Annotated in this window: 15 protein-coding genes and 2 pseudogenes; 10 read left to right on the top strand and 7 right to left on the bottom strand. The window is 68.6% G+C overall.

Going from position 1 to position 15,105, the window contains the following annotated elements:
- The first annotated feature begins 164 nt into the window (after positions 1-164).
- The 3 genes from AB0I04_RS35165 to AB0I04_RS35155 all read left to right on the top strand — a co-directional run bounded on the left by AB0I04_RS35165 (position 165) and on the right by AB0I04_RS35155 (position 2,795).
- Positions 165-1,055 (top strand): ABC transporter permease, encoded by an 891-nt coding sequence (locus AB0I04_RS35165; protein ID WP_360894525.1) that lies wholly within the window; start codon positions 165-167, stop codon positions 1,053-1,055.
- A complete protein-coding gene (locus AB0I04_RS35160) occupies positions 1,052-1,963 on the top strand; it encodes an ABC transporter ATP-binding protein (RefSeq protein ID WP_360894524.1) in 912 nt (303 codons plus the stop codon). Before AB0I04_RS35165 ends, AB0I04_RS35160 begins: the two co-directional genes overlap by 4 nt.
- Positions 1,964-2,078: 115 nt before the next feature.
- Positions 2,079-2,795 (top strand): ABC transporter permease, encoded by a 717-nt coding sequence (locus AB0I04_RS35155; RefSeq protein ID WP_360894521.1) that lies wholly within the window; start codon positions 2,079-2,081, stop codon positions 2,793-2,795.
- A gap of 246 nt (positions 2,796-3,041) precedes the next feature.
- Here AB0I04_RS35155 and AB0I04_RS35150 read toward each other — a convergent pair.
- Positions 3,042-3,677: pseudogene (locus tag AB0I04_RS35150) on the bottom strand (RNA-guided endonuclease TnpB family protein); the annotation flags it as partial.
- 165 nt (positions 3,678-3,842) lie between these two features.
- Between AB0I04_RS35150 and AB0I04_RS35145 the strand changes: the two are divergent.
- Together AB0I04_RS35145 and AB0I04_RS35140 are read left to right on the top strand one after the other, a co-directional pair.
- The gene (locus AB0I04_RS35145) at positions 3,843-6,917 is read left to right on the top strand and encodes a Tn3 family transposase (protein WP_360894518.1); all 3,075 of its coding nucleotides are present in this window, start codon (positions 3,843-3,845) and stop codon (positions 6,915-6,917) included.
- 149 nt (positions 6,918-7,066) lie between these two features.
- Entirely contained in the window at positions 7,067-7,432 is a 366-nt protein-coding gene (locus AB0I04_RS35140) for a hypothetical protein (protein ID WP_360894516.1), read from the top strand.
- A 363-nt stretch (positions 7,433-7,795) separates the two neighbouring features.
- On the opposite strand, the gene AB0I04_RS35135 is transcribed toward AB0I04_RS35140, so the two are convergent.
- The 3 genes from AB0I04_RS35135 to AB0I04_RS35125 are packed head-to-tail and all read right to left on the bottom strand — an operon-like array spanning position 7,796 to position 9,381.
- Positions 7,796-8,380, bottom strand: a complete 585-nt coding sequence (locus AB0I04_RS35135) for a carboxymuconolactone decarboxylase family protein (protein WP_360894513.1) — start codon at positions 8,378-8,380, stop codon at positions 7,796-7,798.
- A gap of 41 nt (positions 8,381-8,421) precedes the next feature.
- Positions 8,422-9,018, bottom strand: coding sequence for a YdeI/OmpD-associated family protein (locus AB0I04_RS35130; RefSeq protein WP_360894510.1), 597 nt, complete (start codon positions 9,016-9,018; stop codon positions 8,422-8,424).
- A 9-nt stretch (positions 9,019-9,027) separates the two neighbouring features.
- Positions 9,028-9,381, bottom strand: coding sequence for a VOC family protein (locus tag AB0I04_RS35125; protein WP_360894507.1), 354 nt, complete (start codon positions 9,379-9,381; stop codon positions 9,028-9,030).
- Positions 9,382-9,452: 71 nt separating this feature from the next.
- Here AB0I04_RS35125 and AB0I04_RS35120 point away from each other — a divergent pair, with 71 nt between their 5' ends.
- Both AB0I04_RS35120 and AB0I04_RS35115 read left to right on the top strand, forming a co-directional pair.
- Complete coding sequence (locus tag AB0I04_RS35120; protein WP_360894504.1) at positions 9,453-10,028, top strand: MarR family transcriptional regulator; 576 nt, start codon at positions 9,453-9,455, stop codon at positions 10,026-10,028.
- Between the two features lie 404 nt (positions 10,029-10,432).
- Positions 10,433-11,092 (top strand): recombinase family protein, encoded by a 660-nt coding sequence (locus AB0I04_RS35115; protein ID WP_360894501.1) that lies wholly within the window; start codon positions 10,433-10,435, stop codon positions 11,090-11,092.
- A 98-nt stretch (positions 11,093-11,190) separates the two neighbouring features.
- Here the strand turns inward: AB0I04_RS35115 and AB0I04_RS35110 are convergent.
- Positions 11,191-11,697: pseudogene (locus AB0I04_RS35110) on the bottom strand (transposase); the annotation flags it as partial.
- A 78-nt stretch (positions 11,698-11,775) separates the two neighbouring features.
- Between AB0I04_RS35110 and AB0I04_RS35105 the strand changes: the two are divergent.
- The 3 genes from AB0I04_RS35105 to AB0I04_RS35095 all read left to right on the top strand — a co-directional run bounded on the left by AB0I04_RS35105 (position 11,776) and on the right by AB0I04_RS35095 (position 13,255).
- Positions 11,776-12,201, top strand: coding sequence for a hypothetical protein (locus AB0I04_RS35105; protein ID WP_360894498.1), 426 nt, complete (start codon positions 11,776-11,778; stop codon positions 12,199-12,201).
- 97 nt (positions 12,202-12,298) lie between these two features.
- Positions 12,299-12,829 carry a hypothetical protein gene (locus AB0I04_RS35100; RefSeq protein ID WP_360894495.1) on the top strand — a complete coding sequence of 177 codons (531 nt, stop codon included), beginning with the start codon at positions 12,299-12,301 and terminating at the stop codon, positions 12,827-12,829.
- A 9-nt stretch (positions 12,830-12,838) separates the two neighbouring features.
- Positions 12,839-13,255 carry a hypothetical protein gene (locus tag AB0I04_RS35095; protein ID WP_360894492.1) on the top strand — a complete coding sequence of 139 codons (417 nt, stop codon included), beginning with the start codon at positions 12,839-12,841 and terminating at the stop codon, positions 13,253-13,255.
- A 42-nt stretch (positions 13,256-13,297) separates the two neighbouring features.
- On the opposite strand, the gene AB0I04_RS35090 is transcribed toward AB0I04_RS35095, so the two are convergent.
- Both AB0I04_RS35090 and glmM read right to left on the bottom strand, forming a co-directional pair.
- On the bottom strand, positions 13,298-13,504 hold the full coding sequence (locus tag AB0I04_RS35090; protein WP_360894489.1) for a dodecin family protein: 207 nt from the start codon (positions 13,502-13,504) through the stop codon (positions 13,298-13,300).
- A gap of 149 nt (positions 13,505-13,653) precedes the next feature.
- Positions 13,654-14,994, bottom strand: coding sequence for a phosphoglucosamine mutase (gene glmM, locus AB0I04_RS35085; protein ID WP_360894486.1), 1,341 nt, complete (start codon positions 14,992-14,994; stop codon positions 13,654-13,656).
- Positions 14,995-15,105 lie beyond the last annotated feature (111 nt).

Below are 15,105 nucleotides of genomic sequence, written 5' to 3'. Positions count from 1 at the left end.
CATGGCCGCTTGCTCGGGGTCGGGGTATGCCCGGCACTTATATGCCGTCCTCACGTAGCGCAACTTACCGAACACGCAAAGTGTTGTAAAAGGCGCCCGGGCGTACCACCGCATTTCGGGCTCGGACGGTCCCGGCTTCGCCGGGGCGACCTCCGGAGGTCTCGGTGACGAGCGTTATCCATGACATCGGGTACCGGCACTACGACGGCAGACGCCTCGGCCGGGCGTACGCCGTCCGGTCGCTGTTCACGTACAACCTGCGCGCGGCGTTCGGGCTGGGGCGGCCGGTCAAGGCGAAGATCATGCCGTTCCTGCTCTTCGCGATCATGCTGATGCCCGCCGCGATCAGCGTGGCGATCACGGCGATCGCCGCCCAGGTCGGGGCCGGGCGCGACATCAACCTCATCCGCTACTCGGCCTACGCCATCTACCTGCAGCCCCTCATCGCGATCTTCCTGGCGGCGCAGGCGCCGGTGCTCGCCTCCCGCGAGCTGCGGTTCCACGTGACGCCGCTGTACTTCTCTCGCCCGTTGAGCCGCCTCGACTACGTGCTGGCCAAGTTCACCGCCTTCACGACCGCGCTGTTCATCCTGCTGGCCACACCCGTGACTCTGCTGTACGTCGGCGCGCTCGTCACCAAGCAGAAGCACCTCGGCACGCACACCCTGCACTGGCTCGGCGGCCTCGCGGGCTGCCTGATCTTCGCGCTGGTGCTCGCCGGCCTCGGTCTCGTCGTGGCCGCGTTCACGCCGCGCCGCGGGTTCGGCGTGACCGCCGTCATGGCGGTCTACCTGCTCAGCACGACGGCGGTCGCCGCCGTCCAGGGCATCGCCGAGAACCAGACGCAGTTCACGCTCGCCCAGTGGGCCGGGATGTTCGCGCCGTTCAACCTCGTCGACGGCGTGCAGGTGTGGGCGCTCCACGCGAAGCAGTCGGCGCCCGAGCCACCGCCCTCGGGCCTCGGCGGGCCGGTGTTCACCCTGGTGTGCGCGGCCCTCGTCGCCGGCTGCGTCGCGATCCTCTACCTGCGGTTCCGGAAGGCGGGTTCCCGATGACCGTCCTGGAGATCCGGGACGTGTCCCGGTGGTACGGCAACGTCGTCGCGATCAACGGCGTCACCATGACGATCGGACCGGGCGTCACCGGCCTGCTCGGGCCGAACGGCGCCGGCAAGTCCACGCTGATCCACATGATGGGCGGCTTCCTCGCCCCCTCCAGCGGACAGGTGACCGTCGACGGTCAGCGGATCTGGAAGAACCCCTCGGTGTACCGACAGATCGGCCTGGTGCCCGAGCGGGAGACCTCGTACGACTTCCTCACCGGCCGCCAGTTCGTCCGCGCGATGGCCAAGCTGCACCGCCTGCCCAACCCCGATGCCGCCGCCGAACGCGCCCTCGGGATGGTGGAGATGGTCGAGCCCGCCGGCCGGGCCATCGGCACCTACTCCAAGGGCATGAAGCAGCGCATCAAGATGGCCTCCGCGCTCGTCCACGACCCGCCGGTGCTGCTGCTCGACGAGCCGTTCAACGGGATGGACCCCCGGCAGCGGCTGCACCTCATGGACCTCATCCGGAAGATGGCCGCCGAGGGCCGTACGGTGCTGTTCAGCTCACACATCCTCGAAGAGGTCGAGCGGCTCGCGCACCACATCGAGGTCGTCGTCGCCGGGCGGCACGCCGCCTCCGGCGACTTCCGCGCCATCCGGCGGCTGATGACCGACCGCCCGCACATGTTCGTCGTCCGGTCCAGCGACGACCGCCGCCTTGCCGCCGCGCTCATCGCCGACCCGTCGACGCGGGGCGTCGAGCTGACCTCCGGAGGGCTCGAGGTCGAGGCCGTCGACTTCCGCCGGTTCTCCCTGCTGCTGCCGCAGCTGGCCCGGCAGACCGACATCCGGCTGTGGGAGGTCTCCCCCGCCGACGAGTCCCTCGAAAGCGTCTTCTCGTACCTGGTGGCGTCATGAACCCGAGCGAACCCGACGCAGTGAGCGGAGTGCCCGGCCGAACGCCGCTCTTTGGCGCGCCTCCGGCACGACGAAGGCCGGACGCGGAGCGAATGAGGAGCCTGGTGAGCGCGCAATGAACACTGTCATCGCTTCGATCACGTTCCGCGCGATGCTGAGCCGGCGGCGGGTGCTGCTGCTGTTCGCCCTGCCCGCGCTGCTCCTGTTCCTCAGCATCGGGCTGCGGCTCAGCGGCCACAGCGACCTCGACAACGCCACGATGCTGCTGACGCAGTTCGGGCTCGGGGCGCTGCTGCCGCTGCTCGCACTGCTCGCGGGCACCGGGGTGATCGGGCCGGAGATCGACGACGGCCAGATCATGTACATCATGACCAAGCCGATCGCGCGCCCGGTCATCTCCACCACGAAGTACGCCGTCGCGGTCGTTCTCGTCGTCGTGTTCGGCGTCGTGCCGATCTTCATCTCGGGCGTCATCATGACCGGTCTCACGGCCGGGCTGGCGACGGGGTTCGCGATCGGGGCGCTGGTCGCGGGCATCGCGTACTGCGCGCTGTTCATCGCCATCGCGGTGCTGAGCCGGTTCGCGGTGACCATCGGGCTGATCTACGCCCTGGTCTGGGAGAACCTCATCGCGCGGTACGCCTCCGGCGCCAAGACGCTGTCGATCCGCCAGTGGGGCATCAGCGTCACGGACATGATCACCAACGCGACCGCGGTCAAGGCCGACGTCCATTCGTCCACCGCCGTGCCGCTGCTGATCGTCGTGACCGTCGCCGGCGTCGCGTACGCCGGCTGGAAGCTCCGCACCCTGTCCATCGCCGGCACCGAGTAACGGATTCCGACCAGGCCCGCGAGCAAACCAGGAATCGACAGGGAAGTTCAGGTGGTTCGGGTCCTTATAGGGATGAAAGGCGACCCATCACCCCACGGCCGTAGGGCCGAGAATGCGTATGCTTTCGCCGCCGCCGACTCCGGAAGGCATGGCGTGGGCTTCCTCCCCTTCGAGGGGGACTCCTACGGTTCGCACCGAAGGGCTTCCTGCTTCAGCGCCGACTGCCTCGGCCAGGAGGGATCCCATCCGAGGTCTTACACCGGCTCCACAGGCCGACACCGCCAGCCCGGCGGCCAAAAGGTTCTTCGCCGCGTTCACATCGCGGTCATGGGTGATACCGCACGCACACGTCCACTCCCGGACCCCGAGCGGCATCGCCATTTGTAGGGTGCCACAGGCCGAGCACAGCTTCGACGAGGGGAACCAGCGGTCCACCACGATCACTTGCCTGCCGTACCAGCGGGCTTTGTACTCCAGCATGCTACGGAACTCGCGCCATGCGGCATCGGAGATCGCCCGGGACAGGCTGCGGTTCTTCAACATGTTCCCCACGCACAGGTCCTCGATCACGATCGTTTGGTTTTCACGAACGAGCCGAGTCGTCAGCTTGTGCAAAAAGTCCCGGCGCCGGTCGGCGATCCGCGCGTGGACGCGGGCCACCTTCCGTCGCGCCTTTTCCCGATTCGCCGAGCCCTTCGCCTTGCGGGATAGTTCCCGCTGCGCGCGGGCCAAGCGCTTGCGGTCTTTGCGCTCGTGGCGGGGGTTGATGATCTTCTCTCCCGTGGACACGGTGAGCAGGCGATCTAGACCCGCGTCCACGCCGACCGCTGAGTCGGTCGCTGGCAGCGGAGTGACAGCCGGGTCTTCCACCAATAGGGATACGGCCCGTGAGCAGCAACCGAACGGCCAACGGCGATAGCGAGCCGGTTCGGGCGGAGTTACCGCCGTCCACCGGTCCGATGTGGGTCGTGTCGCCGATGGTTCGATCTTGTAACGGTTGGGTGACTCTGAGTCGCTTGTGTGGTGGTCCGCCCTACGTTGCGGGGCATGCCGGTTGAGTTCCTGACTGATGATGAAGAGGCCGCGTACGGGCGGTACGCCGGGGCTCCGTCGCAGGCGGACCTGGAGCGGGTGTTCTTCCTCGATGACGAGGACCGCGCGCTGATCGACCGCCGCCGCGGCGAGCACATGAAACTCGGGTTCGGCCTGCAACTGGTGACCGTGCGCTGGCTCGGGGTGTTCCTGGAGGACCCCTTGGATGTGCCGGTGGCGGTGCTGGACTTCGTGTCCGAGCAGCTGGGGATCACTGATCCGTCGCAGGTGAAGCGTTACACCGAGCGGGCCAAGACGAAGCTGGATCACCAGTGGGAGATCCGGCGGGTGTACGGGCTGGAGGAGTTCTCGGCGATCGAGGACGAGCTGCGGGCGTGGGTGGCGGCCAGATCGTGGACGTCGGGGGACGGCCCGAAGGCGATCTTCTTCGACGCGGTGGCCTGGCTGCGGAAGCGGAGTGTGCTGCTGCCCGGGGTGACGACGCTGGCGCGGCTGGTCGCCCAGGTCCGCGACGAGGTGACCAAGCGCCTGTGGGGGGTGCTGGAGGGGCTGCTGACCGTGGGCCAGCGGCATGTGCTGGACCAGCTGCTGGAAGTGCCGCCGGGCTCGCGGGTGTCCGACCTTGAGCGGTGGCGCAAGGGCCCGGCGCCACGCGGATCCGGCCCGACGATGATCAAGGCGCTGGATCAGGTCGCCGAGGTGATGGGCCTGGGAACGGCCGAGCTGGGCGCCGAGGCGCTGGTGCCGCCGCGCCGGCTGGCGGACCTGGCCAAGTACGGGATGCGGGCGGACGCCTCACAGATCCGCCGCCATCCAGACGGCCGGCGGCTGGCGACGCTGCTGGCCACGGTCCGGCACCTGGAGGCCAAGTCGGTCGACGACACCCTCGAACTGCTCGACCTGCTGATGGCCACCGAACTGTTGAACAAGGCGCAGACTGCGGCGAACAAGGAGAAGATCCGCGCGCATCCCAGGCTCGCCAAGGCTTCGGCCAGGCTGGCGGTGGCGGTGGAGGCGCTGTTCGACTCCGATTCCTGGGGCGGTCAGGACGAGGAGCCGCGGGTGGCGGAGGTGTGGGAGGCGATCGAGGCGATCGTGTCCCGCGCGGAGCTTCGGGCGGCGCTGGCCACGGTGAACTCCAGCGTGCCGCCGGCGGATGCGGCCGACCCCGACGACTGGCGGAGCGAGCTGGTCGGCCGGTACACCACGGTGTCGGGGTTTTTGAAGCTGCTGCCGAAGGTGATCGAGTTCGGCGCGAACGCCGAGGGCGCCGCGGTCCTTGGGGCGATGCGGATGCTGCCGGACGTGCTGGCCTACCGCAGCCGGCTGCCCGCGCCGCTCATCCCACGCCGCATGATCGAGGCGCAGGTGGTGAACGGCACGTGGAAGCGCCTGGTGTTCGGCCACCCCGAGCACAAGGGCGGTGCGGTGAACCGGCACGCCTACACCTTCTGCGTCCTGGAGCAGTTCTACCGCCACCTGAAACGGCGGGAGATCTACGCCGACGCCTCCACCCGGTGGCGCAACCCCCAGGCCCAACTGCTGGAAGGCGACCGGTGGGCGCAGGTACGGCCCGACGTGCTGACCGCGCTCGGCCTGCCGGAAAACCCGGACGCGCTGCTGGCCGACCACACCCGGACCTTGGATGCCGCCTACCGGCAGGTGGGCGGGCGCCTGGCGGTCAACACCGAGGTCCGCATCGACGACGACGGCAAGATCCACCTGACCGGGGTCAAAGCGATCGAGGAACCGCCGTCGCTGGTCGACCTGCGCGCCCGCACCACCGCGATGCTGCCGCGGGTGGACCTGCCCGAGGTGATCCTCGAGGTGATGTCGTGGGAGCCGTCCCTGGTGGAGGCGTTCACCGCCGTGTCGGGCGGCCGGTCCCGGCTGGAGGATCTGCCGATCTCGATCGCCGCGTGCCTGGCCGCGCACTCCATGAACGTCGGCTACCGGCCGATCGCCAAGCAGGGCGTGCCCGCGCTCGAACGGTCACGGCTATCGCACGTGTTCCAGAACTACTTCCGGCCCGAGACCCTCGCCCCGGCGAACGCGCCGCTGGTCGCCCGCCAGGCCGGGCTCGCGTTGGCCCGCGCGTGGGGCGGCGGGATGGTCGCCGCGGTCGACGGGATGCGGTTCGTGGTCCCCGTCCCGGCCGCGTTCGCCCGGCCCAACCGCAAGTTCTTCGGATCCAGTCGCGGCATGACCTGGCTCAACGCCATGAATGATCAAGGGATCGGGCTGGGTGCGAAGATCGTGTCCGGGACGATCCGGGACTCCCTGCACATGGTCGACGTCATCTTCGGCCTGGACGGCGGCGATCTCCCCGAGATCGTCGTTTCGGACACCGGGTCTTACAGTGACCTGGTCTTTGGGCTGCTGGAACTGCTGGGGATCTCCTACCGGCCCGCGCTGGCGGACCTGCCCGACCAGAAGGGCTGGCGGATCAGCGCCGGCGCCGACTACGGGCCGCTGAACACCTTCGCCCGGGGGAAGATCGATCTGCGGAAGATCCGCAAGCACTGGGGCGACATTCTGCGCGTGGTCGCCTCCATTTACACCGGCGAGGTCCGCGCCTACGACGTGGTCACCATGCTGCAGCGCGACGGCCACCCCACCGCGCTGGGGGAGGCCATCGCCGCCTACGGCCGCATCTTCAAGTCCTTGCACATCCTGGCCTTCATCGACACCGACGAGACCTACCGGCGCGACATCAAGCACATCCGCAACCTGCAAGAAGGCCGCCACGACCTGGCCCGCAAGATCTGCCACGGCCGCAAGGGCGAGCTGTACCACCGCTACGAACGGGGCCTTGAAAACCAGCTCGGCGTCCTCGGACTTGTTCTGAACTGCGTGGTTCTATGGACGACTGTCTACCTTGACGCCGCCGTCCGCCAGCTCAAGGCCCACGGGTACCCGGTCCGAGACGAGGACATGGCCCGACTCAGCCCGTTCGTGCGCAAGCACCTCGGCGTGCACGGCGCCTACAACTTCCTCCTGCCGGACCTGGCCCCCGGCGCCATCCGCGACCTGCGCGACCCCGACGCACCCGACGACGACGAGGAATGAGACTCCCGCGACAGGCCACGCCAGGCTCCAACCCCCCAACCCGCATGAGGATGATCTCGGGTTAGGGGCTGCTCCGACCAACTGCGGCGGCCTATCGTCGGGTTATGACGGACGCTGCACGTGTGTGGGTACGTGGAGACGATCAATGGGTGGTGCCTGCCGACGCGATCGCCTCGGTTCAGGCGTGCGAGATCGGGCCACAGACGGGGGCTGGCGAGGTCTGGGTATGCGCTCAGCCCAAGGACGCGCCCCCCGAGAAGCCGCTGCGGCTGTGGCAGCTGGCCAGGGTGCAAGGCAGCGTCACCGCGGAGGAGGCGGTCGGTAATCTCGCCAAGGCCCTCGCCGGTGCCCGGGATCATGAGGCTCACGCGTTGTTCATCTGTGCTGCCGCCGGCGACGACGGCGGCCCGGTGTGGCGCTATGAGACGGCACCCCCCGCCGGATTGCCTCCGGGACTTCCCCGGCTCATGGTGGAGGAGAGCCCGCAGGCGCGAGCCCAGCGACTTGGTTCCTGATCCGGCTGATCCTCCGCTCCCCAGCGTGTCCCCAGCCGCCAGGCCGGTGGATCACCTACGCGGGGATCGCGCCGCGCTCATCTCAGGAAGCGGCCTGTTAGTAAGGGAGCTCCCACCGGCCGCCATCTGAGCTGTTTCCGCAGGTAGCCCTCCTCTTTGAGCGGGGGCATGGTTGCATACGACTTCCCTGTTGCCTCAAGTGCGGCAACAGACGTCAACATGCAGAACCCCCCGGCCGAAGGTGGGAGCCCAGGACGGGGGCCTGCCGGAAGTGGCGCTGGATCGGTCAGCGGTGGAGCTGGCCGATCACGTCCTTCGCTACGTCGTCACCGCGGCCTTTGGACGGATGACGCCCGCCCGCCTTCACCAGGTCTTGCCGGCCTGCTCCCGGATCGTGTGGTTGATCCGGTTGAAGAAGTTGGTGATTGCGATGTTCAGGATGATCGCGGACATCTGGTTCTCGTCGAAGTGGGTGGCAGCAGCGTCCCAGATCTCGTCGGTCACGCCCGGCGCGCCGTCTTGGATCCGGGTGGCGGCCTCGGTCAGCGCGAGCGCTGCCCGCTCCTCCTCGGTGAAGAACGGGGTTTCGCGCCAGGTGACCACGTTGTGCAGCCGCTCGTCGGTCTCTCCATGCTTCTTCGCCGACTGGACGCCGGCGAACACACACGGGCTGCAGCCGTTGATCTGGCTGGCCCGCAGATGGACCAGCTCGAGCACGAGCGGGTCGACGCCACCGGCGTGGATCGCCTTGTGGAGATGCGTGATGCCTGTGATCACGTCGGGATTCGCCACGCTCTTCATGCGTGCTTCCATGGGTCCTTGCCCTTCGTCGGTTACGTGCGCCCATCCGGGCCCGTCATCTAACGCACCTTGGCGGAGGTCATCGTCGTCGTAATGGGCTTTTCGGTCGAGGAGTTTTCGGTCATGTCGGCAGGCATCAACGACCATCGGTCACGATGCGCCTTCGGCGTTGGGCGCGACCCCAACAGTCACCGACGGTCGGTCCGGGGCTTGCGGGGATGGAGGGATTCGCCGCGGGCGAGCATGTCGACGTACTCGGCCAGCTTGCGGTCCCGGGTCGTCGCGCGCTTGACGGCGTTGAGTCGGTAGACGATGGCGTAGCGGTTGGCTGCGTCCAGTTGGTCGAAGGTCGCGGCCGCGGCGGGATTGGCCGCCAGCGCCTGAGCTAGATCGGGCGGGGTCTTCATGTCGGCCTGCCCGCGGTAGGCCGCTTGCCACCGTCCTTGCGCCTTGGCCGCATCGACGGCCGCGACTCCGGCCGGCCGCATCCGTCCGGCCTGGGCGAGGCGGGCGACGTGCTCGACGTTGCGCGCGGACCAAGGGCTGTTCGGCCGACGGGGCGTGAAGCGCTGGCGATAGCTGTCGTCGTCGCGTCGAGCGATCTGTCCGTCGATCCAGCCGAAGCACAGCGCTTCGTCGAGCGCTTCCGCGTAGGTCAGGGCCGTCGTCTGTCCGCCCTTCTTGTGAAGCACCAGCCAGACCCCAGGGTGGTCGGCATGGTGGCTGTCCAGCCAAACGTGCCACGCCTCGGCGTCCTGGACGAGAAGCTCCGTGAGATCGGACACGGCGCGACGCTACGGCGTGGCAGCAGGACGGGGACTCAGGCAGAACGGTTGGCCGTCGGGATCGAGCAGCACCCGCCAGCGCCCGGCGCCGGGTTGGAAGTCAGGTTGACTGGCTCCGATCGCGCACGGGCTCTCGGCCGCCTCGTCGAGGTCGTCGACCTGCAGGTCGAGGTGGAAGCGTTTGGCGCCGGCCGCGTCGGGCCACTGCACGGGCTGGAATCCCTCGACCTTGCCGAAGCCGATCCTGATGCCGTTGCCTTCGACCATCCCGTAGCTGTCGTCGCTGTAGGTGACCTCCCAACCCAGCGCGGCCGCGTAGAACCGCGCCAGTCCGGCTGGGTCAGAGCTGTCGATATTGACCATCGACAGCTCCGCCGTCGATTCGCCGCGTCCTCTTGTAGATTGTGTGTGACTCATACATATAAGCTAGGGCCATGTCGCGAACCAAGTCAAGCCGCCAGCACGCAGCCAACGTCCTCGGTGCCTTGAGCCTCGTAGTCGCCGACCGGATGAACACCGCCGTCGAAGCGATTGCGACGCTCGGCCCGTCGGCCCCGGCCGCACTCGTCGCGATGCACGAGTTCCTCGACGGCGGATCGGTAACGCAGCTGAGCTCCGTGCTCGGCCTGACCCACTCGGGCACCGTCCGTCTCGTCGACCGTCTCGTCGCCAAAGGCCTCGTCGACCGCGTCGGAGCACAGGATGGACGGGCTGTCTGCGTTGTCCTGACCCAACGTGGCCGGCGGACGGCCGCACGGATACTTCAAACGCGCGAGAAGTCACTGGCGAGCGCGCTGTCCGCGTTGTCCACGGACGAGATCGACAATCTTGCGGCAGCGCTGGACACGATGTTGACCACGGTGACCCTCGCCAGCATTGAGGAACGCTCCGCCCCCACCAACGACCGTCCACAGCCTTGGCTGTGCCGCCTCTGTGACTTCGCCGCGTGTGGCCGTAGCGAGGGCAACTGCCCAGTCAATAACGCAGTTACGACCAGCAACAGGAGTTAACACAACGCTGCAACTCGGCTCGGGGTAGGCAGTCGAGTCACCAAATCGACGGTGGCCCACCACTTCCGCATCCTGAAGCAGGACTGACCCTGACACTGGTCGCCGACCGCACCCACTCGCTCCAACTGCGCCGCGCTGAGCTGGGTGTGCGATTCCCCTCGTGGCGTGGAGACGCCAGCGCCGCCCGCTGGCACAGACGCGGCGGGGCCACAGATGTCCAGGAATCTGGCCCCGCCTGTCGTTATTAGAAGGTTTGACGACATCCATGCGAAGCACACCGAGACGGCCAGAAAAACCGGACAACAGGGAATGAAACACCCCGCCGGGTGGCCCGATCCGGGTATTAATTGACGACAGGATTTCCCGACAGATAGAACGGGGCTCCGTACGACCGAGGAGCGCCGGTGCGGATCGTTTACTCTCGCTCGTCCACCGCGACCCAGTCACTGCTCCGGCAGCGGCACATCCTCACCGAGGCCGGCCTGCTGGTCCGGACCGAAGGAGTCGCCGAGGGATTCCACCCGGCCGAGGGGGTGCTGCTGTTCGAGGACCCGGCGACCACCTCCAAGATCCCCGCACTGGAACGTCCCGCGTTCGCCAAGGTCGCCTCCGCCGCCCACCCCGGCGACACCCTCACCGTCTCAGAGCTGTTCCGGCTCTGCCGCGACCTGATGGACATCCACGCCGTCCGGGACTGGTGCCAGGCCCGCGGCGTCGTGCTACGAGTCCTGTCCGGGCCGCTGTCCAACTTCCACGACCTGGCCGACGACGACGCCACCACCGCCCTGATCATCAACGTGATCACCGCCGTCGGGCAGTTCCAGCGCGACCTGCAAAACGAACTGACCGCCGAAGGGATCGCCGCGGCCGAAGCCGAAGGCCGCTACCGCGGCCGGCCACCCGCACTCACCGGAGACCAGCTCGAGGAAGTACGGGCGGCGTTCCGTGACCAGGGCGCCTCGATCGCGGGGCTCGCGCGTGAGCACGGGGTGAGCCGAGTCGCCGTGCGCACCGCACTGGCCGACCTGCTGCCCGGCCCAAGGACCCCGCCCCCTCAGTCCTGATCGACAGATGGGCCACCCGCATTCGGACGGTGGACGGCGGTAACTCCGCCCGCACCGGCTCGCTATCGCCGTTGGCCGTTCGGTTGCTGCTCACGGGCCGATACGTACCAGCGGCCAGCGGAATCCTGGGAAACGGTCACGGTCGAGGGCTCTACACCATCCGGCAATGGCCTCGACCAGACGATGGCCAGCGGCTCGGTCATCTTGGCCAGGGTCAGCTCGCCGTCGCGGAACCGGAAGGCGCTACGCGTATACTCGGCGGATTTCCGCGACTTCTTCTTCGCTTTGAAGCGCGGGTACCTCGCCTGCTTGGCGAAGAAGTTCGTGAACGCCGTCTGCAAGTGGCGCAGTGCCTGCTGCAACGGCACGCAGGACACTTCATTCAGAAAGGCCAGTTCCTCGGTCTTCTTCCAGGCCGTCAGCAGCGCGGACATCACGTTGTAGTTCATCCGCTCGCCGCGGACATGCCACGCCTCGGTACGGGCGGTCAGCGCCATGTTGTAGACCTTCCGCACACACCCGAACGTCCGGGCAAGCTCGGCGGCCTGCTCGGGCGTCGGGTAGAAGCGGTACCTCAACGCCCGCTTCACACGGCTGGTCGACATGGCGCGTAAGTTAACAGCAACTCACAGAGAGCCGCGGGCAGACGACCAATCGCCCCGGCAAGTCGCCTTTGCCAGCCGATGTCAGGGGTCGTCCTCGACGCGGTGTACGCCGAGGACGTGGTGGCTCTGCTGTTCGACGAGGTGTGGGCGGTCGCCGCCGACCTCGAGCACGAATTCCCGCGCCTGCTCACCGATGTTCGCACCATGCGGGTCACCCGGGCGGACGGGGACCGGTTCGAGGCGCTGGCACGGGGACGGTTCGGGCAACGAGCGCGGTTCGACGGCGTGCTCCGCCCGGGATGGTGCTGGATGCAGAGCCGATTCCTGCTCGGCGGGATGGCGGCAGTGGCCGAGGAGGACGGTACGAGGTTCGCGTTCATGGGTGCGCTGCGCGTGCCCGGCGCCCGGCTCGTCCACCCGCTGTCGCACGTCTTCGGCGGTTCCCCGGGCTCCGGCGTGATCCGGCGCGTGGCCGAGCGAGCGGCCGCCCGCACACGGAACTGACCCCCGCGCGCCGGCGTCTTGCGGAATTCTCCGCATTATTGGATAGTTGCAGTATCCAAGATTGGATAGTGACGCTATCCGTTGTGATCGGAGAACCATGGTCTACCTCGTTCTCGCCGGTGGCCTGCTCGGCTTCCGCCTGCTCGGGGCGCTCGGCGTACGCCGGTTCGGCGGTTGGTCGGCCAGTGCGGCGCACGCGCTGGCGCTCATGCTCGTCATGACCGCGAGCGCGCACTTCGTTCCGGCGAGCGTCACCGCAATGCCGAACCACGCGGACCTCGTCCGGATGGTCCCGCCGTTCGTGCCGTTCGCCGACGCGATGGTGTACCTGACGGGAGTGCTCGAACTCCTGGGCGCGGTCGGGCTCGTCATCCCCGCGACGCGCCAGGTCGCCGGGATCGCGCTGGTCGCCCTGTTCATCCTGCTGCTTCCCGCGAACATCTACGCGGCCGTCGACCACGTGCCGTTCCACGGCGAGAAGCCGACGTCCTTGTGGCCGCGCATCGTCGAGCAGGTCCTCTACATCGCCGTCGCACTCTGGGCGACCCGATCGGCCGACGCCACGGCGCTCCGGCGCCTCACTCAGCGCCTGCGCGGCGGCTCCGCCGACCTCGCGCCCACACACTAGGAGACCGCCATGCACGCCCTGACCCTCAGCACCGAGTCGCGGATGATCGCCGGTGCCGTGCTGCTCACCATCGTCACCATCGAGATCGGCGGCTGGTTCATGACCAAGATCGCCCGTGGCGGGGTGCCGATGACCGACTTCCAGAAGTCCTTCGCGCGCGCCGGCCACGGGCACGCCGGGGTCCTCGTGCTGCTCAGCCTGATCGGCCTGCTCTACGCGGACGCCACCGGCCTGAGCGGCGTGCTGCTGTGGGTGGCCCGGCTGGGCGTGCCCGTCGCGGCGATCCTCATGTCCGCGGGATTCTTCGCCGCCTCGGCGGGACGGAACGCCACGGGACCCAACCGGTTCATCTGGGTGGTGTGGATAGGAGCGCTCTCCCTCGCCGCGGGCGTGCTCAGCCTCGGAGCCGGGCTGCTGACCGCCTGAACGGCGCGGCCCGGCGTCCGCCGAGCGGCTCGGCTCGCCGGGTCACTCCAGCACGAAGGTGACCAGCATGTTCACCTTGTAACCGGTGACCTCGCCGCTCTCGGACAACTGCACCTGCTGCTCCTTGATCCACGCGGACTGGAGCTTGCGCAGCGTCTCTCCCGCCCGGCTGATGCCGACCTTCACCGCGTCTTCGAAACTCTTCTCCGAGATGGCGCTGATCTCGGTGACACGCGCCACTGATGCCATAGGTGCCCGACCTTCGTCTCGTCGTGACCGCCGCTCGGCGGCACGGCCGTCATGATCGACGTCTACCCGCACCCACGCTGGACGTATCGGCTACCTACGTAAAGTGATGACGATGGTCGGAGCACTCGGACCAGGAGTCGCTCCGGTGGTCAGAGAGCGGTTCGGACGACCTCGACGAGGCGCTCGGCGACGGCGCGGGCCTGCTCCGTTTCGGGGGCCTCGACCATGACGCGGACCATCGGCTCGGTGCCGCTGGGACGGATCAGCACCCGTCCGCTGTCGCCGAGCTCGGTCTCGGCGGCCTCGACCGCGGCGGCCAGCTCCAGGGACGTCTTCGCCTTGGACTTGTCGACGCCCTTGACGTTGATGAGCACCTGCGGCAGCCGGGTCATCACCTTGGCGAGCTCGTCGAGCGGGCGGCCCCGGCGGGCGACGGCGGCCAGGAGGTGCAGTCCGGTGAGCACGCCGTCGCCGGTGGTGGCGTGGTCGAGCATGATGACGTGGCCGGACTGCTCACCGCCGAAGGCGTATCCGCCGGCCTTCATCGCCTCCAGGACGTAGCGGTCGCCGACGGCCGTCTCGACGACGCTCAGGCCCTGGTCGCGCATGCCGAGCTTGAACCCGAGGTTCGACATGACCGTGGCGACGACCGTGTCACCGGGCAGCTTGCCGGCGTCCCGCAGCTCGAGCGCGAGGATCGCCATGATCTGGTCGCCGTCGATGGCCTCGCCGGAGGCGGTGACGGCGAGGCAGCGGTCGGCGTCGCCGTCGTGGGCGATGCCGGCGTCCGCGCCGTTCTCGAGCACCGCGCGCTGCAGCCGCTCCATGTGAGTGGAGCCGTAGCCGTCGTTGATGTTCAGGCCGTCGGGCGAGGCGCCGATGGCGACGACGGACGCGCCGGCGCGGCGCAGGGCCTCCGGGGAGACGCCCGAGGCGGCGCCGTGGGCGCAGTCGACGACGACGCGCACGCCGTCCAGGGAGCCGGGCAGCGTCGACAGCAGGTGGGCGATGTAGCTCTCGACCTCGCCCTGCGCGTCGCGGACCCGCCCCACGCCGGGTCCGGTCGGGCCGGCCCACTCCTGGCCGAGGTGAGCCTCGATCTGGTCCTCAATGTCGTCGGGGAGCTTGTGCCCGCCGCGCCCGAAGAACTTGATGCCGTTGTCGGGCGCGGGGTTGTGCGACGCGGAGAGCATGACGCCGAGGTCCGCGCCGAGCGACTGGGTGAGGTACGCCACGGCGGGGGTGGGGAGCACGCCGAGCCGGAGGACGTCGACGCCGGCGGAGGCGAGGCCGGCGACGACGGCGGCCTCGAGGAACTCACCGGAGGCGCGCGGGTCCCGGCCGACCACCGCGACGGGCCGATGTCCCTCGAACGCGCCGACCTCGCCGAGGACGCGGGCGGCCGCGACCGACAGGTCGAGCGCGAGGTGAGCCGTCAGGTCGCGATTCGCGACCCCACGTACGCCGTCGGTCCCGAACAGACGCGCCACTACAACACCCCACGATCGAAAGCACGGACTGGCCGCGCCCCGATCCGCTCGCCGAGACGCGACCGCGGAAGAAAAGCGATCAGCGGCCCCGCCGCGTGGCGGGACCGCCGA

Origin of the sequence: Actinoallomurus sp. NPDC050550 (assembly GCF_040655075.1) — a bacterium.
Lineage (GTDB): Bacteria > Actinomycetota > Actinomycetes > Streptosporangiales > Streptosporangiaceae > Actinoallomurus.
The sequence above is the reverse complement of the archived record's forward strand: the minus strand, read 5'-3'. Positions and strand labels throughout refer to the sequence as shown.